This is a genomic window from Sorangium sp. So ce119, from assembly GCF_051524405.1.
Taxonomy (GTDB): Bacteria; Myxococcota_A; Polyangia; order Polyangiales; family Polyangiaceae; genus Sorangium; species Sorangium cellulosum_G.
Genome location: NZ_CP150310.1, coordinates 2,944,590 through 2,964,303, shown reverse-complemented (window position 1 = coordinate 2,964,303; position 19,714 = coordinate 2,944,590). Strand labels below are relative to the sequence as shown.

Below are 19,714 nucleotides of genomic sequence, written 5' to 3'. Positions count from 1 at the left end.
CGCGGAGACCCATTGTGATCCTGCGCGACCCGGTCCACGGCCTCATCGAATTCGAGAGCGGCGAGGCGGCCATCGTTCCGCGGCTGCTCGGCGCCCGCGAGGTGCAGCGGCTGCGGCGCATCCGTCAGCTGGGGCTGACGTCGCTCGCCTTCCCGGGCGCCGAGCACACCCGCTTCGCGCACGCGCTCGGCGCCGCCCATGTGATGCGCCTCCTGATCGCGAGGCTCCGTCAGATCGATCGCGACCTTCCGTTCTGGCAAAGGGTCACCAGCGACCGCGCGCGCGACGCGATCGCCGCAGCGTTCCTGCACGATCTCGGCCACGGCCCGCTCTCGCACCTCTTCGAGGAAGCGATGCCGGGCGCGCTCCACCACGAACGATGGACCGAGCGCATCCTGCTCGACCCGTCCTCGGACGTGCACCAGGTGCTCGTGCGCCAGGACCCCTACCTGCCGCAGCGAGTCGCCGACCTCATCGGCGGTCGACACGAGCTGCCCTACCTCGCCAAGGCCGTGAGCGGGACCTTCGACGTCGACCGCTGCGACTACCTGCTGCGCGACGCGCACGCGACCGGCGTCCGCTATGGCGAGTACGACCTGCCGTGGCTGCTGCGCAGCCTCCGGTTCAGCGACGTCCAGGTGGAGATGCCCGGCGGCGGCGCCGCGTCCGCCCCGCCTGCTCCGTCGCTCGCCATCGACGGGACCAAGGGGATGAGCGCGATCGAGTCGTTCCTGCTCGCGCGCTACTTCATGTTCCAGCAGGTCTACTTCCACAAGACGACGCGGAGCGCGGAGTGGATGATCGGCGCCATCCTCCGGCGCGTCGTCGCCCGGCTCGCCGAGGGAGACCGGATCCCCGAGGTGCCCGCCGCCGTCGCCGCGATGGCGTCCGGCGAGATGCCGACGTTCGGGGAGTACATCGAGCTCGACGATCAGGTCCTGCTCGGGGCCATCCACGCATGGGAGGCGGCGCCCGATCCCGTGCTCTCCGATCTTGCCCGCCGCCTGCGCGTGCGCTCGCTCTTCAAGGCGCTCGAGCTGTTCCCCGAGCCCGGCGAAGGGCCCGCCGAGCGCGACGCGCGGCGCGGAGAGGCGCTGGAGACGGTGCGCGGGATCGCGCAGGCCGCGGGGCTCGACCCGGATGTGTACGTCGGCGTCGACGTCGCCGAGGACACGCCCTACGCCGAGGACGAGTCGCTCCTCGTCGTTTACCCGAGAGGACGCCCGCGGCGCCCCGCCGAGGTGTCCTTCCTGCTGGACCGGCTGCGCAACGAGACCATGACGCGCACCCGGATCCTCTTCGCGCCCGAGCTGCGGGACGCGGTGCGGGAGGCGCTGATACGCTGATGACAACCTCGAAGAAAGCAGCCCGAGGGTCGTTCGAGGCCGCGCGCCGACGCCGCGCCAGCGCCACAGCGCTCGCCGGCGTCGCGGCGCTCGCGGCGCTCGCCGGAGCGTCCACGGCGCGCGCCGAAAACGACGGCGCGTACGGCCGCCTCGACGGCGATCTCGATCTGCGCGTGGGCGCCGGCGCCTCGTTCGCGGAGGGCGGCCCGGCGCTCTGCGCGCGCGGCGCCGCGGTCTACCTGGAGACCGCCGGGATCTACGCGCACTACGTCGACGCGCTCGGCGCCAAGGGGACGCCGGTAGCGCGCTCGCTCGCGGGCGGCGTCTTCCTCCAGCCTCTGTTCCTCGCCCGGTACGCGAGCGATCTCGAGCGCGGCCCGCCCTGGCTCGACCTCTTCCTCGATTCCGTCGCGCTCGGCGTGGGCTCGTTCTGGGAGGCGCCGCCGGGCGCCGGCCTCGCCCCTGAGCCCGGGCTGGAGCTCTCGCTGTCGCTCGACGTGCCGCTCCTGGGAGACGCCACGGGCCCGTTCCTCGGCCTGCGCGGCGCGCTCCGCTGGCGGGGGCCGGAGCTCGCCGGCGACGGGAGCGCGCGCGACGCGCAGCGGGCCCTCTTGTCGGTCACGCTCAGCTGGCACCACGTCCTCCGGGTGCACCTCGTCGACGCCGGCGATCGCTCCTATGCCCGGGGCCGCGCCCCCGTCGAGGTGGCGGCGAGCGGCGGCGTCGCGGGGGCGAGGAGCCCGTGAGCGCGGCGCTCGACGGGCTCCGCGCGGCGCTCGTGGACGCGCTCCGCGCCGGGCTCGCGGAGCTCGATCCGGCAGGGCTCGTCGAGCGCGCGCTCGACGCCGAGGCGGCCCCGCTGCGCGGCCGCGTGGTCGTGATCGCGGCGGGCAAGGCGGCGCTCGGAATGGCTCAGGGCGCGCTCCGGAGTCGCTGGGCAGACAGGATCGTCGATGGGCTCGCCGTCACCGTCGCGGCGCCCGCGTGCTCCGCGCGCGATCTGCATGCCGCGGCGAGCGATCCCGACGAGGCGGCGCTGCGCCCGCTGCGCGTGATGCGCGCGGCGCACCCGATCCCCGACGGCCGCAGCATGGATGCAGCCGCGGCGGCGCTCGCGATCGCGGCCGCGCTCGGGCCCGACGATCTGCTGCTCGCCCTCATCTCCGGCGGCGCCTCCGCGCTGCTCGCGGCGCCGCCGCCGGGCGTGTCGCTCGCCGACAAGCAGGCCCTCGTGGCGGCGCTCCTCGAACGAGGCGCCCCCATCCAGGAGGTCAACCTCGTCCGTCGCCACCTGTCGCGGATCAAGGGCGGGCGGCTCGCGGCGGCAGCGGCCCCGGCGCGCGTGCTGACGCTGCTCATGAGCGACGTCGTGGGCGGGCTCCCGCACGACATCAGCTCTGGGCCCACGGTGCCGGACCCGACGCGCGTGGAGGAGGCGCGCGCCGCGCTCGACCGCTGGGCCCCGCAGCTCTCGCGGCTCGCGCCCGCGCTCAGCGAGTCGCTGAAGCCAGCGGGCGCGCCGCCCCTGGAGACGCGAATGCTCGCGGATCCGGAGAAGCTCGCCGAGCGCGTGGCGGCCGCCCTCGCCGCCCGGACAGGGCTCCGCGCCGTCGCCGCCGCGGCGGAGGACGGCGACGCGCGCGCGATCGTGCAGCGTCGCCTCGCGCTCGCGCGCGCGCTCGCCCCTGGCGAAGCGGCCGTGATCCCGTGCGAGCCGACGCTCGCGCTGCCGGCAGAGCGCGGCGCCGGCGGCCGCGCGGGCTGGATCGCGCTCGCCGCCCTGCGCGACTTGCCGCCGGACGTCGTGCTCCTCTGCGCGGCCACCGACGGCGCGGACGGCAGCTCCGGCGCAGCGGGCGCGGTCGTCGCCCGAGCGGCAGCGGCCTCGATGGACGACCGCGCGATCGAGGCTGCGCTCACGCGCTTCGACGACGCCGCCGCTCACCGCGCCCTCGGCACGCGGCTCGAGATCGGGCCGACCGGTCACAACCTCACGGATGTGCACATCATCGCGCGGGAGTTCACCCGCGCCGCGCCCGCGCGCTGATTTCGCGGCGCGCGCACCTGTCCGCGACAGGCGCGCTGGCGTGACCCGCGCCTGTCGTGGCCAGGCGCGCGCCGATCACCCCGCGCCCTCGCGCGGCCTCACTGCGGCTCGGTGACGGCGGCGGTTGTATCGCCCATCGCCTCGCGCACCGCGAGCGCCAGCGCGCAGCTATTCGCCTGCCGCTGCCGCGCCTCGAGCACGCCCCCCTCGACCGAAGGCGTCCCGCCGATGAGGTTGCCGCTCGCTTCCCTGCGCACGCGCAGGATCGGCTTGCCGTCCGACAGCCGCCAGACGCCGACGCGCGCCATGTGCGGCACCGCGAGCAGCGCCTCGGTGGTCGTCGCGCCCTCGGCGGGCTCGTCGAGCACGAGGAGGTAGTACTGCGCCCGCGTGAGGAGCTCCGCCGCGAGCGGCACGTCGTCCCGCATCGTGTCCTCGAAGCTCGACTCCAGGAGCCGCAGGCGGAGCTCGCTCGAGGCGTCCTGCGCGTCGCGCACCCACTCGTCCGAGAGGACGTGCATCGTCCGGTACGCGACGCGCAGGTTGAACGGCTGCGCCGGCCGGGAGCAGCGCTCCGCCTCGTTGCAGTACTCGCCCGCAGGGCAGTCCCGCGTGCGCTTGCACTCCGCGCCCGCCAGCGGGTTCGGGTTCGGGACCCGCAGGAGGCACGCGGTGAACGCGTCGCGGAGCGACTGCTGCGCGTTCTTCCGGACGGCGTCGACGCTCGTCGCCTCGTCCACCCGGAGCCGCAGGTAAATTCCCGCAAGCTCACGGAAATTCCATGACTTGAGCGCCTCCTGGTCCACGAGATCGGCGCCGGCGCTCCGCGCCAGCTCGAGCGTCCAGGCCTCCACGCGCTCGCGCATCGGGAACCAGCGCGGGCCGAGCTCCACGGCGACGGCGCGCTGGCGCGCCATCAGCTTCTGGCGCGCGCTCTCGATCTGCCCCTGGGACCACTTCCAGTGGAGGATCGCCGAGACCGCGAGGACGAGCGCCGTGTAACCCCAGAACTTCGCCGGGGGCCAGCGCATCTTGGTGCGCGCCTCCCGCGCCTTGTAGACCGAGGGCAAGCCGCGTTCGCGGGGCGGCTGTTCAGAGGACATAGGAGAGGCTCCGCGCACGAGGCCCCAGTCCGGTCGCGCGGGCGGGGCAGCCTCCTCCACACGAGCCGCGTAGAGGGAAGGCCGCGCCGAGCGCGCCGCTGGAGCCACCACGTTCGATGGTGACACCGGGGCCGCCAGGCATCGCCCGGCGCGCCCCGTCCTTCTCTGCTCGATAGGTCAAGAAGCGGGGATCAATTCGACTTCGGCAGCTTGCTGACCATGAAGCTGACGTTCGGGTAACCGGCGAACGCCGCGGTCTGGAACACGCTCTTGACGACCAGCGCGGGCACGTTCTGGTCGACCTGGAGGATACAGACGCCCGGGAACGGCTTGTTCGGCTGCACCTGCTTCCACAGCTCGCGCTTGTTCTTGAGCAGGTTGAAGAGCTCGTCGATTTTCTGGAGGCGCCCGAGCTCCTCGATCGCGCGGGTCGACCCAGCCAGGGCGCCGTCGACGAGGATCTGGTTGCCGTTCACCGCGACCATCGGCGCGTCGATGACGTCTTCGACGTTCTCCGCCTTCGGGAGCCTGACGTTCTTGTCGACGGCGATCTCGCCCGACGCCGAGAAGGACATCAGGAGGAAGATCACGGTCACGACGAGGAAGTCGATGAAGCTCACGAGGTTGAGCCCCGCGTTCGGGCTGCGAGCTCCGTGACCCGACACCTTGTTCCACACGAACCGGAGCGGGACGCCCTTCATCAGCCGGCGGCCCGGCTGGTGGATGACGTGGGCGTGCGGGTTCTTGTGATGCTTCGGATTGAACCTATCCATGTGCGCGCTCCTGCCTCACCGGACCGAGAACGTCATGTTGAACACGGGGACCTGCTTGTTCCCGTCGGGCAACCTCATCTCGCGCTTCGGCGCGTAGAGCGCGTCGAGCACCGCGACGATCTCCTTGAAGGGCGTGCGGTTGTCGGTGTGGAGGATGGCCTGGTCGAGCTTCTTGTCGCTCGGGTCCCGGTGGCCGCCGTGCGTCTTCCACTCCTCCTCGATCCGCTTCGCCAGCTCGGGGTAGCGGACGATCTTCGAGGACGCGTCGCCGATCTCGACCTGCGCCTTGGGGACCTTGACCTCGTTGACCACCGTCGCGCCCTGCTTCCACACGAGCCCGAACTCGCTCTCGCCGATGTGCAGGTTCAGCACCTTCTCCGGCGTCTGCGGGGTCAGCTCCTTGTTCGGATCCGGAGGGCCAGGGACCTGGGCGTCCGCGTTCATGCGCGAGTTGGTGACCCAGACCGCCGTGATCAACAGGAATGCAATCGTGACCATCAGCAGGTCGATGAACGGGATCATGTTGATGTCGCTGTTCGTCGACCGCTTCTTGCCGCCACCGTCGCCGACGTCTACGCCGCCCATAATGCCTTCCCAACGTGAGCCTGAGCTCACCTATCCAAGTTGTTCCGGGGAACGCCCTGCCCGCTGCTCGCGGAGGGCCACCATGCTGGGTCTGACTTCGTCGCTCTTCCGAAGTTCCCGGTGCCCCGGCGGCGCGATCCGCCGTCCGGGGCTTCGAGGCGCGAGAGCGGGCCCAGGCGCAAGCGCACGCGAGGGGCGCTCGACATCCCGGGCCCGCCGAGGACCATCAGGCTGCCGCCTGACCGACGGCTGCGACATTCACCTTCTGGCGGTTCGCGACGACGAGGTTGAGGATCTGCACCGATGCCTCGTTGATGTCGTCCTCGATGTGCTGCGTCTTGCCGTTCAGCACGGCGAAGCCGATGAGGCCGATGATGGCCACGCCGAGGCCGAAGGCGGTGCAGTTCATGGCCTCCGAGATCCCGAGGGCGAGCACGCGCGCCTTCTGGCTCGGGTCGACCGACTCGCCGGCGACGGAGCCGAAGGACTTGATGAGACCCGTCACGGTCCCGAGCAGGCCGGAGAGCATCGCGAGGTTCGCGAGCAGCGCGAGGTACGAGGTGCGCGCCGAGATCTTCGGCAGCTCGCGAAGAGCGGCCTCGTCCATCGCCGCCTGGACCTCCTCGTCGGGGCGGTTCACCTTGACGAGGCCGGCCTGAACGATGCGGGCGAGCGGGGCGTTCGCCGCCGAACACATCTTCACAGCCTTGGCGACATCACCCGCCAGGATGCACTTCTGCATGGTGGCGAGGAAGACGTCCTTGTTGATCGACGAGCCGAACAGGTAGAGGGCGCGCTCGACAATGATGCCGATCGTGAGGATCGACCAGAACAGGATGGGCCACATACCCCACCCACCCTCTTTGAAAGCTTCATACGCTCCGTGCATTGCTTCTGTCCTCCAGTTCGCCTCGCGTCCCCGGGATGAGGTATCGCGCAACTCGATCGGTTCCCTTTGTCAGACTCGTGTTGCCGAGGGGCGGCAGTCTTTCGCTCACACGTAAACAACGGATGAGAGGCCTATTTCGCTTGGCGGCGCTGGCCGTGGACGGCGTGCTCCTGTCGCTCTCTGGCGAGATGCCCACGGGACGCTAGCCGAGCGGCGCTGACCTCTGCAAGAGTCCTGATCGTCCCTCCTGGTCGCGGCGCCCGGCGCCGTCCCAGCTCTCTCACCTGTCGTCCAAGACTGACTTCACGTCGTCACGCCAGGGGCCGTGATGGCTCTGGGCGCGGCTCCCCCCCGTTCACCCTGGAGCGTGCCGCCCTCTGGTGGCCAAGCGACGCCGATGCGCCCGGGGGACTCGCGCATCTTCGCGATTGAGACCCGGCGCCGTCAAGAGAGATTTGGCCACATCTGAGCGCTCTGATGCGGGCAAAACTTTACAACAATCGCAGGGTTATGCGGTGCTCCGACGCGAGCGAAGCGGGCGGACCCACGGCTGAGCCGGCGGCTTCCAGGAGAGGCGGCGCCGGCGTGACGTCGATCGAGATGACAGCGCACTGCGGCACTGCGAGCAGCATCACCCGGCGAGGGCGCGCTCCGACTCGGCAGGCGAGCGGCCCCGGGGATGGCAGGGCGCGGCGGCCGACCGGCCGGTGGCGGCCGGAGCGATTCAGGGCGTTCCGTACCCGGGCGCCCCGGGACGGCCGGCGCCGCCTCGTCGCGGCGGGCGCCAGATCGCCGCGTCGCACGCGGGTTCTGCCGCGGATCTGCGCCGATCCCGGCAACTTGCCGCCGGTCGCAGCCGCATCGCCGAGCTTGCACACGGGATCGGGCGGCAGTTATAGTCGCCGCGCCTAGAGATTGTCGGGCTTCTGACGACGCTGAGAAAGGGACTTCGAGGATGCGTCATCTGCTGATGTTGGCGGCCGAGGGTGGTGGCGAAGGTGGGATGTGGGAGGCCATCAAGCACAATCCGACCTTCCTGATCGCGAACCTGGTCGTCTCGGCGGTCGTGGTGACGATCATCATCGAGCGAACCGCGTTCCAGCTCGGGCGCTACCGCGTGAACTCGAAGGAGTTCTTCGCGCAGGTCAAGAAGCTGGTGGCCGCCGGCAACATCGACCGCGCCATCAAGCTCTGCGACGCGAGCGATTACCCCATCCTGCAGCTCGTGAAGGCGGGCCTCACCCACGCGAACAAGGGCGCCGACGAGATCGACGCCGCCCTCAGCGAGAAGCTGTCGGAGCTCAAGCCCGCCGTGGAAAAGCGCATCGGCGCCCTCTGGTCGCTCGCGAACATCGCGACGCTGATCGGCCTCATCGGGACGGTCTCGGGCCTGATCAACACGTTCGCCTCCATCGCCGCCCAGGGCCTCTCCCAGGCCGACAAGCAGCGGATGCTCTCGAACGGCATCGCGGAGGCCATGTACAACACGGCGTTCGGCCTCGCGATCGCCGTCGTGTGCATGATCGCGCACGTCCTGCTCCACACCCGCTCCAAGAACATCCAGCACGATCTTGAGGCGACCACGGAGCGCGTCTTCAACCTGCTCACGATCAGCAGCAAGCCTGGCTACTAGCCCATGGCGGCCCCGCAAGACGTCCCGCTCAGCTCGGCGCAGCGATCGAAGATCCGGCGCCTCTCGCAGCCCAAGGAGCCCGAAGCCGGGGAGGAGGCCGGCGAGCTCAACGTCGTTCCTTACCTCGACATCATCACGAACATCCTCATCTTCGTGCTCGCCAGCGTCTCGGTGACATTCGTGTCGTCGATCGACACGACGCCGCCGTCCATCGGCGGGGGCAAGGTGCGCAGCGAGCTCTCCAGCAAGGCGTTGAACCTCTCCGCGTTCATCACCAGCCAGGGGATCTCGCTGAAGACGTCGAGCGGCAACATCGCGACCGGCTGCCAGGACGTGGGCAGCGGGGTCACGGTGCCGAAGACGAACGAGAGCTATGACTTTCCCGCCCTCACGGCGTGCGCGAAGCGCCTCAAGAACGCCCGCCCCGAGTTCAAAGAGGAGACGCAGGTGACGATCACGGCGAACCCGGGCATCGACTACAAGACCATCATCGACGTGATGGACGCGCTGAGGAGCGACGCCGGGGAGGAGCTGTTCCCGGAGGTCCACTTCGGGGTGGCCCGATGAGCGCCGCCGAGCAGCCCCCTCCGCCGCAGCCCAGGGCGAGCATCGTCCGCTACAAGGCGGCCCTCCGGAAGGCGATCCGCCGGAACCGGCGTGAGCCCGAGATCGACTTCCTGAACATCACCGCGATGCTCGACCTGATGACGATCATCCTCGTCTTCTTGCTGAAGAGCGTGGGATCGTCCGCGGCATCCATCCCGCAGTCCAAGGACCTCACCCTGCCGAAGTCGGTGATGCAGGCCGAGCCCTCGCAGGAGGGCGTGGTCGTCATCGTCTCGAAGTCGCAGATCCTCGTGGGCGAGGATCCGACCCCGATCGTCGTGCTCCCCAACCGCGAGCAGCTCGCCCAGTCCGGGGTCGACGCGAAGTACAAGCGCAGCGGGCCCAACGATCTCTACATCGTGCCGCTCGCGAATGCCCTCTCCCATGCGCGCGAGACGGACAAGGCCATCCGCGCCGCGAAGGGGCTCGATCCGTCGTCGTCCGAGGCGATCATCGTGGCCGACGCGACCACGCCGTACCGCCTGCTGATCGAGGTCCTGTTCACCCTCGGACAGAGCGAGTTCGGCAAGTATCACCTGATGGTGCTGAGCGGCAACAAGCAGTAGCCGCTCCCCTGCCCCGCTCCCGGCGGCCACCTGCCGTGGCCGCGCACCTCACCCCACCCCACGATCGGCGCGCCGTCGCTCGGTCGAGACGCGCCCCCCGACGGGCGCGCTCCCCCTGCGCTCCGCCGCGCTGTGAGTTCTGACAGGCCCCCGCGGCCGGCGCGCTCGCGGCGCGCCGTGCCGCCGGGGCGGTCAGTCCACCGCGAACAGCTCTTCGAGATCGGCCTTGGTGAGCTTCTTGGCGCCGCCGGCGTCCTCGCTGAGGACGGAGGCGACGAGCTGACGCTTCTTGTCCTTGAGCAGCAGGATCTTCTCCTCGATCGTGCCCGCGGCGACGAGGCGGTACGCGGTCACCACCTTGGTCTGCCCGATGCGGTGGGCGCGGTCGGTGGCCTGCTGCTCGACCGCGGGGTTCCACCACGGATCGAAGTGGATCACCGTGTCGGCCGCGGTGAGGTTCAGGCCGGTGCCGCCCGCCTTGAGGCTGATGAGGAAGACCGGCACGCTCGGATCGCTCTGGAAGCGCTCGACGCGCTCCGCCCGGTCCTTCGTGGAGCCGTCGAGGTACTCGTAGGCGACGCCATCCTCCTTCATCGCCCGCTCGATGAGCTTCAGCATCATCACGAACTGGCTGAAGACGAGGACCTTGTGCCCGCCCTCGACGGCGTTCGAGATGAGCTCGCGCACCGCGACGAGCTTGCCCGAGTCGTCGTCGCTGAACTCGCGCGGCAAGCCGAGCAGCCGCGGGTCGCAGGCCGCCTGCCGGAGGCGCGTGAGGCCGGCGAGGATCTGGAGCTGGCTCTTCGCGAGCCCGACGCGCTCGACCTCGCCGAGGACCTGCGCCCGCACCTCGCGCGCGACCTGCATGTAGAGCGCCCGCTGCTCGCCGGTGAGATCGCAGATCTGATCCATCTCGATCTTCTCCGGCAGATCCTTGGCGACCTCCTGCTTCGTGCGACGCAGGATGAACGGGTGGATCACGGCGCGGAGCCGCTGCGCGGTCTTGTAGTCGCCCGCCTCGATCGGCCGCGAGAAGCGCGCCTCGAACTTGTCGAGCGAGCCGAGCAGGCCCGGCGAGACGAAGTCGAAGATCGACCAGATCTCCGACAGCCGGTTCTCGATGGGCGTGCCCGTGAGCGCGAGCCGGCGCTTCGCGCGGAGCCGCTTGGCCGCGGCCGCCGTGGCGCTCATCGGGTTCTTGATGTGCTGCGCCTCGTCGAGGATCGCGTAGGTCAGATCGAGCTGCGCGAGGAAGTCCTCGTCGCGGCGGAGCAGCGCGTAGCTCGTGATGACCACCTCGGCGGCCTTCACCTCGTCGATCTGGTCCTTGCGGTCGGCGCCGTGCCACAGGGCTATCGAGAGCGACGGCGCGAACCGGGAGAGCTCGCGCTCCCAGTTCGTCACGACGCTCGTCGGCGCGACGATCAGCGTGCGCAGGTGCTTCTCCTCCTGCTTGACGGCGAGCAGGAGCGCGATCGTCTGGACCGTCTTGCCGAGGCCCATGTCGTCGGCGAGCACGCCGCCCGAGCCGATGTCGTGGATGAACTTGAGCCACGACAGGCCGGCCTCCTGGTAGGGACGCAGCGTCGCCTTCAGGTTCCGGGGCCGCTTGGTGCTGCCGATCTCGTCGATGTTGCTGAGCTTGTGAAAGAGCTCGCGCGCGGAGGCGGTCACGCTGGTCGAGCTCGCGTGCTGGAGCAGCTCGTGCACCCGCCCGGCCTGCGCCAGCGGCAGCCGGCCGCTCTTGCCGGCGGTCATCATCAGCTCGACCTCGCGATCGAGCATCGCGCGCACGGCGTCGGGGTCGAACGCGGCGAACGACCCGTCCTCGAGGCGGACGTAGCGCTTGCCCTCGGCGAGGCAGCGGCGCAGCTCGTCGCGATCCACGCCGACGCCCTCGCTCTCGAAGCTGAGCTTGACGTTCAGCCAGTCCATCCCCGAGGTGACCTTGGCGAACACGCCGATGGGCTTGCTGCGCACCTGCGTGTCGACGAGATCCTCGGGGACGAAGAGGTCCCAGTCGTCGGGGAGCTCGGCGAGGCCCTCGGTCCAGAAGGTGAGCGCGTGGTCGCCGTTCGCGATGAAGCCCTGGCCGGTCTCGTCCGGCCTGAGCCCGAGGCCGAGCAGCTTGCCCGCCGCCTCCTGCTGCGCGGCGATGTCCACGCGGATACAGCGGGCGCGCTTCATCCCCTCCTCGGGCGGCTGAACGAGCACCGGGGGCGAGATGCCGTCGGCGCGCACGGCGACCTCCGCGTCGCCGTACGCGGCGAACAGCGTGACGCGCGCCTCGATCAGCGAGCCGCCCGCGCGCATGCGGAACGTGGGCACGAGGTCGACGACCTCGGCGATCTGGTTCAGGTCGGGCAGCTCCGCGCCGACCTCGAGCGCGATCTTGGGCAGCCCCTGCATGATGATGCGGGGCAGCTCGCTCATCGGCTCGCCGATCGTCGGCGAGCGCAGCAGGCGGCGCATCGCCGCGGGCGAGACGCGCTTGTCGATGCGGCGCGCGAGCCCCTCCTGCGTGTCGATGTGCCAGCCCGGCCAGCCCTCGAACCACCCGCCCTGCAGCAGGGAGAAGCGGCGCTTGTCGTTCCCCCGCTCGAAGCTCGCCTTGACGATGATCGTGTCGCCGCCGACGGTCTCGAGATCGAAGCGCGGCCGCAGGCTGTCCTCGCCGAAGCGGAGCTGCATGAGCGCCGGCTCGAGGAGCACGCGCTGGCCTTCCAGCAGCGGGAGCAGCTCGGCCACGTCCTCGCCGCGGATGTCGACGGCGGGGTGACGCGGGTTGCCGCTCTCGAAGCGGGCGAGCAGCCGGAGGGCGTCGCGATCGGGCGTCGGGTAGAGCGCCTGCCAGGCGAGCGCCGCGGAGGGCAGCACCGGGACGCGCGCCTCGGCGTCGAGGACGGTGACGGTCAGCGCTCCTTGCCGCACGTGAAGTCGGAACTCCACGCGCCGGGCGCCGGTGACGCCCTCGGGCGGGAGCCACGCGCCGATGCCGGTCTGCTTGGCGGTGGCGTCGAGCACGGGGGCCGTGAGGGCGACGGCGGAGCCCGGCGGCCCGTGGGTGCCGACGACGGTGGGTACAGGGACCGGCGGCGTGATCGCCAGCCGCCCGCGGCGGTCACGACGGCGCACGCGCTTCAGGGCGTCACCGCCGGCATGGGCGGTCTGAGGGACGAGCGCCGGGATCGGCGGCTCGCGTCGGGGCTGCGCGCCGCGAGCCTGGTCTCGGATGCTGATGAGCAGCGCCGCGACGTGCTTGCAATGCTGTCCGGCCTTCTGGAATGCCGGGCAGGAGCACTGGGACTGGATGCCATCGGGCGAGAGCTCCACCTTGACGGGGTACGGCTCGGAGTCGGCGGCGCGGACGGTGCCGCTCGCCATCGTCTCGTGGATGGAGATGTCCTCGACGACGCGGCGACGGAAGTACTCCAGCCCGCGGAGAAAGGTGCGGGCGCCAAGGAGCCTTCGCAGGCCACGATCGCTGAGGGTGGAGAGTGCGTCGGAGATCGGAGGCGGCACGTCGTGGGCTCGGGATACAGGTGCGGCGGCAATTCGCCGGGATGGGTCGGGTGGACGGGACCTCTGGCGGATCCCGCTGGATGAAGAACCGGCATCAGATGAAGAACGGCAAGAACACGATGGTCACGGCGGGAAGCATCTTGATCAGCACGTGGATCGCAGGACCGGCCACATCCTTGAGAGGATCGCCGATCGTGTCGCCAACGACGGCGGCGCCGTAGGTGGGGTTGTCCGCCCGCGCCCCGGTCTCGTCGACAAGGTAGCGCCCGCCGTGCGCGCCGGTCGCGATGTACTGCCTCGCATTGTCCCAGATCGCCCCGGTATTCCCCAAGAAGAGCGACCCGAGGACGCCTGCGACCGTCCCGGCCATGATCAGGGCCGCGACTGAATCCGCCGCGACCAGAGGATTATCTTCCGTCCTTGCAAAGCGCAAGGCAAGTCCCACGACGACCGGCACCGCCGCCGAGACCAGGGCTGGCGCGATCATATGACGTAGCGCCGCCCGCGAGACCATCTCGACGCAGGGCTCGTGGTCGCCGACGAAGCCCGGCGGGCGGGCCCGGGCCTGGCGCCTCACCTCGTCGAGGACGCGGCGGCCGGCCTGGAGCACGTTGCGGATGCAGCGCCCGGCCAGCCAGAAGACCAGGAGGATCCCGACCAGCGCGCCGAGGTAGACCTCGGGCCGGTCGAGGCGCACGACCATGGAGGCCGTCTCGCCGCTGCTCGATGCGCTCAACGTCAGCGCGCGCCGCCGGGACTCGTCGAGGTAGCCGGCGACGAGCAGCAGCGAGGCGAGCGCCGCCACCCCGGCCGTGTACGCCTTCGTGAGCGCCTTGGTCGTGTTGCCGACGGCGTCCAGCACGAGGGTGCGGCCCCGCACGTCCGGTCGGTCGCGGGCCACCGTCAGCGCGACGATGCCGCCCGCGTTGTCCACGATGGGGCCGAACGCGTCCATGGCGAGGACATACCCGGCGGTGCCCAGCATCCCCATCGTGGCGACCGCGGTGCCGAACAGGCCTCCCCCGGCGAGGCCGGAGCGGGCGCCGAGCAGGTACGAGCCGAAGGTCGCGCCGACGACGACCAGGAGCGGGAGCACCGAGCTCTCGAGGCCGATGGCGAGCCCGCGGAGCACGGCCATCGCGGAGCCGCTGCGGGCGGCCTCGGCGAGCTCGCGGACCGGGCGATGCCGCTGCTCGGTGTAGTACTGCGTGACGTGCAGCACGCCGATGCCGGCGACGATGCCGATGACGCCGCACGCGAAGAAGACGACCCAGTGGGCGCCGAGCAGCCACTTGGCGGCCCCGGCGATCCCAACGGCGTGAAGGATCGCCGTGACGTAGAGCCCGCGGACGAGGGCGTTGAAGGCGTCCTCCCGGTCGTCGGTCTTGACGACCATCACGCCGAAGAGCGTCGCGATGAGGCCGAACGCGCGGCTGACCAGCGGAAAGAGCACGACGGCGAGGGCGCTCGGGAGCCCGGCGTTGTTGCGGAAGAGCATCGCGCCGACCACCATCGCGCCCGCGTTCTCGGTGACGGTCGAGGCGAAGACGCCGGCCGCGCGCCCGGCGCAGTCGCCGACCATGTCGCCCGCCAGATCGACGATCGTGGCCGGGTTCTGCTGGTCGTCCTCATCGAGCCCGACCTCGGCGCCGGCGAGGTCCGCGCCGAGGTCGGCCGCCTTGGAGAAGGTGCCGCCGCCGAGCTGCGCCATCAGCGCGGCGAACGAGGCGCCGAGCGGGTAGCCGGCGATGACCCAGGGGATCGTCGGCGCGAGCGCGAGCGCCTCGGCCGGCTCGGCCCCGAAGCCGCCCCGGAACGCGAGGACCGCGGCGAACAGGCCGCCGAGGCCGAGGAGGCTCATGCTCGCGACGAAGAGCCCTGACACGGCCCCGCCCCGGAGGGCGACCTGCAGGGCGAGATCGAGCGAGCGGCGGGCGCCGCTCGCGGCACGCACGCTGGTGCGGGGCGCGATCCAGGTGGCGACGCGGCCCGTAGCGACCGCGCTGGCCGCCCCGACCGCGAACGAGAGCGTGAGCCAGACGCCGAGCTCCAGCGCGGGCACCGGGTTCTTCTCGCCCGCGCGCCGGAGGAGGCCGTACGCGAGAAAGATGGCGCCGCCGAGCATCGCGGAGACCGCGCCGATGACGCTGCTTTGGCGGCGAAAATACGCCTCGGCGACCCCCTGGATGAGCGCGGCCACGCGCTGCATCTCCGGCTCGACCGCGGGGCGCGCGACGACCCAGCGAGCGAGGTAGGCCGCAAAGGCGAGCCCGATCAGGCCGCCGCTGAGGATGAGCGCAAGCTCCGTCATGACGGGCGGGCCGGGCGCGCACCGTGAAAGCGCTGCCTCGGCCGGTGAGGATGGTGCGGGCGATGCCCGCGGGAGCGCCGCAGGAACCCGCGCTGCAGCGGCGCACGCCTTCCCTACTCCGGCCAGCAGGGCCGCGCAAGCGAAGACGACGCGCGCGACCCGGTCATTTCACGTCGTTCGCATCGCGCCCGACCGCGTGCTCCAGCCGGGTCTTCGCGACGAGCGCCCCGACGCGCGCGTTGAGCTGCTGCAGCCGCGCGCGCGTGACCTCGGTCTCGGCGTCGACAACGTCGACGCTCGTGGCCCGACCGGCCCGGAACAGCTCGGACCTGACGCGCATCGACTCCACCGCCGCCGCGAGCTGGCGCTCGGCGGCCTCGATGCTGCTCACGGTCTTGCCCAGCTCAGCGTAGGCGGACGCCACCTCGAGCCGGAGCGCGTCGCGCAGCGCGGCCTTCTGCTCGGCGACCTGCGTGGTGCGGGCGCTCGCCTCGGCGGAGGCGGCCGCGGTGGTGAAGACGTCGTTGAGCACCCACGAGGCGCGGACGCCCGCCGCCCACGTCAGATCGAACCGCTCCTGGGTCGGGAAGATGCGCTGGTTCGGGTTCGCATAGGTGACGTCGGCGAAGGCGTCCACGCGCGGGAAGTACCCGGCCCTCGTGACCGCCTCGGCCTTCTCGAGCGAGTACTGCGTCTCATCGAGGGCGCGGATCTCGAGGCGCCGCTGGAGCGCCTCCTGGAACAGCGCCGGGAGCGGCTCGGCGGGCGGCTTCGCGGGCGCGCTGCCCATCACGTCGATCCCCAGGTTGAGCGGCCGGTTCGGCGCCGCGCCGAGGGCGATCCGGATCTGGTCGTCCGCGACCAGGAGCGCGGCCTGGGCCTCGTGGAGCACCTGCTCGGCGCTGGCCACCTGGGCCTCGAGCCGGAGCACGTCGGCCCGCGAGAGCAGCCCCACCTCGAAGGTGCGCCGCGCGTCCTCGACGTGGGCCCTGGCCTGAGACACCGCCTCACCTGCGACCACGACCTGCCCCTTCACGCGAACCCAGTTGAAGAACGCGATCTTCGCGTCGGCCGCGGCCTGCAGGGACTCCGCCTGGAGCTCGAGCTTCTTCGCGCTCTCCGCGTGGGACGCGGCGGCGTATCCCTGGGAGATGCGGAGCACGTAATCCGAGATGGGCACGGCGAGGTTCGCCGTGAGCGAGTAGCTGTTGAGGAGCACCGGAAAGGAAAACGCCGCTGCCGCGACCGGCGAGCCGGCGCTGTCGACGACGCACTGGCCCGGCAGGCCGCCCGGGCACGGGCCGACCTGGATCAGGCCCTGATTCCGCGCTCCGACGATGGCCCCGCCGCCGAGGCCCGCGCTCTCGACCTCCGACAGGCGCGTGTAGCTCGCCGTCGCGGACACCCGGGGAAAAAAGTTGACCACCGCCTGGTCGACCCTGGCCGAGGCCGCGCGGAGCTCGGCCTGCTTGGCGCGGAGCGACGCGCGCGTCCGCAGCGCAGCCTTCGCGACCTCGTCCGGCGTCAGCCCCCCGGGCTGCGGCGCGAGCGCGGTCGCGAGCGGATCGGCCTTCTGCGCCGCCGGCTGGGCCGCGGTGAGAGGAGCCGGCGGGGGCTGCGGCTGTCCGGGGGCGGGAACAGCGGGCGCGGGCTGCGGCGCGACCGGCTGCGGCACGGCGGGCTGCGCGGCCGCCAGCGGGGCGATGAGCCCGAGGGCGAGCAGCCCGGCGAGCGTCGAAGCCAGCGAGATGCTGCGTCGAGACGAGGGTGCGGTGCTTTTCATGACCGGTCGGTCACTTATGGGCGGCGAAAGCACCCGTCAAGTCACAGGCGATCACCCGCGCCGCGCCACGGCGATCGCTCGCCTCGCCTTCCCGCGAGCGTGACCGGGCGCGTGACCCGGCGGCGAGCGCGCTCGAACCGACGGCAGCTCTGGCGCGCATGAATCGGTGACTCCGCTGGCGACGTCCGTGACCCCGCTCGGCGCCGTGGCCTGGCGTGGTCGTCATGCCGTGCCGCAGTGGGCCATGACAGCCGGGACATCAGCGCCGACGCAGGAGAGGTGTCTGGTCCGATGCGCCGCTCAGCGCACGGTCATCGCACCGTTCGGAGCGCCGTCCGCACCCACGCACGCGCGCTGTGGACGGCAGCAATCCGTCGCTTGCTCCGCGGCAACGCGTATTGCGGCGCTCCATGGGATGGAAGAACATCCAATTAAGTGGCCGCCATCTTGCTTGGCGGCGGACCGGAGGCCCTCATGCATAGACTGCTTGCATCGCGCCGCAGCTTCTCCCCGATGCTCGCCATCCTCGCGACCGCATCATCGTTCGCCGCCTGCGCTCCGTGGGATCTCGGGGAAGACGAGCCGCCGCAGATAGACGATCCTGGCAGCGTCGCGGTCGCGGCGGAGCCGCCGCCCGCGATCAGCGGTGGCACGCTCGCCGTGAGCAGGAGCGCTGTCCGGGCGGTGGCCGCCGATCCGGATCGCGATCGCGTGTGGATCATCGATCTCGGGGCGCAGCAGCTGACCGCGGAGATCGTCCTCGAGAAGGGAGACGAGCCGGGCAGGGTCGTCGAGGACGACGCGGGGCGGTTCCACGTCGCGCTGCGCCGCGGAGGCGCGGTCGTCACGATCGACGCGGAGAGCGGCAAGGTCGTCGACCGGCGCGACGCGTGCCCTGCCCCGAGGGGGATCGCCTACGATGCGCAGACGGACCAGCTCCACGTCGCCTGCCTCGGCGGCGAGCTCGTGACGCTCCCAGCCGGTCCCGGGGCGGCGACGCGCCGCCTGCAGCTCGAGCGCGATCTGCGCGACGTCATCGTGGACGGCGATCGGCTCCTGGTCAGCAAATTCCGCGCGGCGGAGCTGCTCACGGTCGAGGCGGACGGCAGCATCGCGGGGCGAGAGTCGCTCCCGCAGTTCGACCTGTTCGGGCAGGTGTTCGCGCCGGCCGTCGCCTGGCGGACGCTCCCGCTGCCGACGGGCGGCGTCGCGATGGTGCACCAGCGCGCCCTGATCGCGCCCGTCGAGATCGTGGAGGGCGGCTACAGCTCCGGCGGCTGCGACGGGAGCATCGTGCACGGCACGGTGTCGGAGCTCGGGACTGCGACCCCGGACGGCCTGTTGAAGCTGTCGGCGGCCCTCCCGTCCGCGACCCTCCCGGTCGATCTCGCGATCTCCGAGGACGGCGCGTCGTACGCGGTCGTCGCGGCCGGAAGGAACGAGGTCCTCGTGACGAGCCCCGCGAGCCTGAACCAGAATGTGGAGGTTGGCCTGGAGCAGGGGACCTGCATGGAGCCGCAGCACCGGGTGATGGTGGACGGCGAGCCCACCGCCGTCGCGTTCGCCGGCGACGCAGTGATCGTGCAGACCCGCGAGCCGGCGAGCCTCCAGGTCCTCGCGCTCGACGGCGTCTCCCGGAACCGCGTCATCACGCTCCCCGGCGAGAGCCGCAGGGACACCGGCCACGAGATGTTCCACAAGAACGCGTCGGGTTCGATGGCGTGCGCGTCGTGCCACCCGGAAGGCGGCGAGGACGGCCACACCTGGGTCTTCAACCCGATCGGGCCGCGGCGCACCCAGTTCGTGAGCGGCGGCATCCTCAATACGGCGCCGTTCCACTGGGACGGCGACATGTCCGGCATCGAGGCCATCATGAGCGAGGTGTTCGAGCGGCGGATGGGCGGCACGCATCAGGGCCCGCGCCGGGTGAAGGTCTTCGCCCGGTGGATCGACAGCCTCCCGGCGCCGCCGGTGTCGTCGGCGCCCGACAAGGACGCCGTGGCGCGCGGCGAGGCCCTCTTCCACGACAAGACCGTGGACTGCGCGAGGTGCCACGCGGGCGCTCAGCTCACGAGCAACGAGTCGTTCGACGTCGGCACGGGCAAGGCCTTCCAGGTGCCGTCGCTGGTCCGCATCGGCGCGCGCGCGCCGTTCATGCACGACGGGTGCGCGACGACGCTGAAGGACCGGTTCACCAAGGCCGCCTGCGGCGGCGGCGACATGCATGGCAAGACGTCTCACCTGTCGGACGCCCAGCTCGACGATCTGGTCGCCTTCCTCGAGACCCTCTGACCCTCCTCCGATCCGGCGTTCCGGCGGGATTTCCGCAGGAGATCCCGCCCTGATCGCGCCCCCCTCACCGCGAATGATGTAACGAGCGCCGAGCCGCGATATGCTGGCGCGGCGTGAACGTCGCAGAAAAAGTCGCCACCCTCGAAGCGCTCCTCCAGCGGGTGCAGCGGAACGCCGCTGCGCCTCGAACCCGGACGTTGCTCCCGGTCTCGGCCGAGCTCGTCCCTCACCGCGGTGAGGCGCCCGGCGCTTTCGCCG

Annotated in this window: 14 protein-coding genes; 7 read left to right on the top strand and 7 right to left on the bottom strand. The window is 71.3% G+C overall.

Annotation, left to right across the window (positions count from 1 at the left end; genetic code table 11):
* Positions 1-14 precede the first annotated feature (14 nt).
* From WME76_RS11275 to WME76_RS11265, 3 genes are read left to right on the top strand one after another with little or no spacing between them, the layout of a single operon-like run.
* Entirely contained in the window at positions 15-1,346 is a 1,332-nt protein-coding gene (locus tag WME76_RS11275) for an HD domain-containing protein (protein ID WP_061618990.1), read from the top strand.
* Positions 1,346-2,092 carry a hypothetical protein gene (locus tag WME76_RS11270; RefSeq protein ID WP_437960138.1) on the top strand — a complete coding sequence of 249 codons (747 nt, stop codon included), beginning with the start codon at positions 1,346-1,348 and terminating at the stop codon, positions 2,090-2,092. Before WME76_RS11275 ends, WME76_RS11270 begins: the two co-directional genes overlap by 1 nt.
* Positions 2,089-3,393 (top strand): DUF4147 domain-containing protein, encoded by a 1,305-nt coding sequence (locus tag WME76_RS11265; RefSeq protein WP_437960137.1) that lies wholly within the window; start codon positions 2,089-2,091, stop codon positions 3,391-3,393. Before WME76_RS11270 ends, WME76_RS11265 begins: the two co-directional genes overlap by 4 nt.
* A gap of 98 nt (positions 3,394-3,491) precedes the next feature.
* Here the strand turns inward: WME76_RS11265 and WME76_RS11260 are convergent, their stop codons facing one another.
* From WME76_RS11260 to WME76_RS11245, 4 genes are all read right to left on the bottom strand, one after another.
* On the bottom strand, positions 3,492-4,496 hold the full coding sequence (locus WME76_RS11260) for a hypothetical protein (RefSeq protein ID WP_437960136.1): 1,005 nt from the start codon (positions 4,494-4,496) through the stop codon (positions 3,492-3,494).
* Positions 4,497-4,687: 191 nt separating this feature from the next.
* Positions 4,688-5,269, bottom strand: a complete 582-nt coding sequence (locus WME76_RS11255; protein ID WP_437960135.1) for an ExbD/TolR family protein — start codon at positions 5,267-5,269, stop codon at positions 4,688-4,690.
* Between the two features lie 15 nt (positions 5,270-5,284).
* Positions 5,285-5,854: an ExbD/TolR family protein gene (locus WME76_RS11250; RefSeq protein ID WP_437290797.1), complete on the bottom strand. Its 570-nt coding sequence runs from the start codon at positions 5,852-5,854 to the stop codon at positions 5,285-5,287.
* A gap of 226 nt (positions 5,855-6,080) precedes the next feature.
* On the bottom strand, positions 6,081-6,701 hold the full coding sequence (locus WME76_RS11245) for a MotA/TolQ/ExbB proton channel family protein (RefSeq protein WP_231864858.1): 621 nt from the start codon (positions 6,699-6,701) through the stop codon (positions 6,081-6,083).
* A gap of 1,012 nt (positions 6,702-7,713) precedes the next feature.
* Here WME76_RS11245 and WME76_RS11240 point away from each other — a divergent pair.
* Genes WME76_RS11240 through WME76_RS11230 form a run of 3 tightly spaced genes read left to right on the top strand, consistent with a single transcriptional unit; the run spans position 7,714 to position 9,548 of the window.
* Positions 7,714-8,376, top strand: coding sequence for a MotA/TolQ/ExbB proton channel family protein (locus WME76_RS11240; RefSeq protein WP_434047396.1), 663 nt, complete (start codon positions 7,714-7,716; stop codon positions 8,374-8,376).
* Positions 8,377-8,379: 3 nt separating this feature from the next.
* Positions 8,380-8,943, top strand: a complete 564-nt coding sequence (locus WME76_RS11235) for an ExbD/TolR family protein (protein WP_437960134.1) — start codon at positions 8,380-8,382, stop codon at positions 8,941-8,943.
* A complete protein-coding gene (locus tag WME76_RS11230; RefSeq protein ID WP_437960133.1) occupies positions 8,940-9,548 on the top strand; it encodes an ExbD/TolR family protein in 609 nt (202 codons plus the stop codon). Before WME76_RS11235 ends, WME76_RS11230 begins: the two co-directional genes overlap by 4 nt.
* A 192-nt stretch (positions 9,549-9,740) precedes the next feature.
* On the opposite strand, the gene WME76_RS11225 is transcribed toward WME76_RS11230, so the two are convergent.
* The 3 genes from WME76_RS11225 to WME76_RS11215 form a co-directional block, all read right to left on the bottom strand.
* Entirely contained in the window at positions 9,741-13,070 is a 3,330-nt protein-coding gene (locus WME76_RS11225; RefSeq protein WP_437960132.1) for an SNF2-related protein, read from the bottom strand.
* Positions 13,071-13,164: 94 nt separating this feature from the next.
* On the bottom strand, positions 13,165-15,381 hold the full coding sequence (locus WME76_RS11220; protein WP_437960131.1) for a sodium-translocating pyrophosphatase: 2,217 nt from the start codon (positions 15,379-15,381) through the stop codon (positions 13,165-13,167).
* Positions 15,382-15,544: 163 nt separating this feature from the next.
* Positions 15,545-17,164: a TolC family protein gene (locus tag WME76_RS11215; RefSeq protein WP_437960130.1), complete on the bottom strand. Its 1,620-nt coding sequence runs from the start codon at positions 17,162-17,164 to the stop codon at positions 15,545-15,547.
* A gap of 474 nt (positions 17,165-17,638) precedes the next feature.
* Here WME76_RS11215 and WME76_RS11210 point away from each other — a divergent pair, with 474 nt between their 5' ends.
* Complete coding sequence (locus tag WME76_RS11210) at positions 17,639-19,456, top strand: c-type cytochrome (protein WP_437960129.1); 1,818 nt, start codon at positions 17,639-17,641, stop codon at positions 19,454-19,456.
* Positions 19,457-19,714 lie beyond the last annotated feature (258 nt).

What these genes read in the sequence shown, in the direction of transcription:
- WME76_RS11270 (WP_437960138.1), top strand. Translation starts at nt 1,346, where the DNA reads ATGACAACCTCGAAGAAAGCAGCCCGAGGGTCGTTCGAGGCCGCGCGC.
- WME76_RS11260 (WP_437960136.1), bottom strand. Translation starts at nt 4,496, where the DNA reads ATGTCCTCTGAACAGCCGCCCCGCGAACGCGGCTTGCCCTCGGTCTAC.
- WME76_RS11255 (WP_437960135.1), bottom strand. Translation starts at nt 5,269, where the DNA reads ATGGATAGGTTCAATCCGAAGCATCACAAGAACCCGCACGCCCACGTC.
- WME76_RS11250 (WP_437290797.1), bottom strand. Translation starts at nt 5,854, where the DNA reads ATGGGCGGCGTAGACGTCGGCGACGGTGGCGGCAAGAAGCGGTCGACG.
- WME76_RS11245 (WP_231864858.1), bottom strand. Translation starts at nt 6,701, where the DNA reads ATGTGGCCCATCCTGTTCTGGTCGATCCTCACGATCGGCATCATTGTC.
- WME76_RS11240 (WP_434047396.1), top strand. Translation starts at nt 7,714, where the DNA reads ATGTTGGCGGCCGAGGGTGGTGGCGAAGGTGGGATGTGGGAGGCCATC.
- WME76_RS11235 (WP_437960134.1), top strand. Translation starts at nt 8,380, where the DNA reads ATGGCGGCCCCGCAAGACGTCCCGCTCAGCTCGGCGCAGCGATCGAAG.
- WME76_RS11230 (WP_437960133.1), top strand. Translation starts at nt 8,940, where the DNA reads ATGAGCGCCGCCGAGCAGCCCCCTCCGCCGCAGCCCAGGGCGAGCATC.
- WME76_RS11220 (WP_437960131.1), bottom strand. Translation starts at nt 15,381, where the DNA reads ATGACGGAGCTTGCGCTCATCCTCAGCGGCGGCCTGATCGGGCTCGCC.
- WME76_RS11215 (WP_437960130.1), bottom strand. Translation starts at nt 17,164, where the DNA reads ATGAAAAGCACCGCACCCTCGTCTCGACGCAGCATCTCGCTGGCTTCG.
- WME76_RS11210 (WP_437960129.1), top strand. Translation starts at nt 17,639, where the DNA reads ATGCATAGACTGCTTGCATCGCGCCGCAGCTTCTCCCCGATGCTCGCC.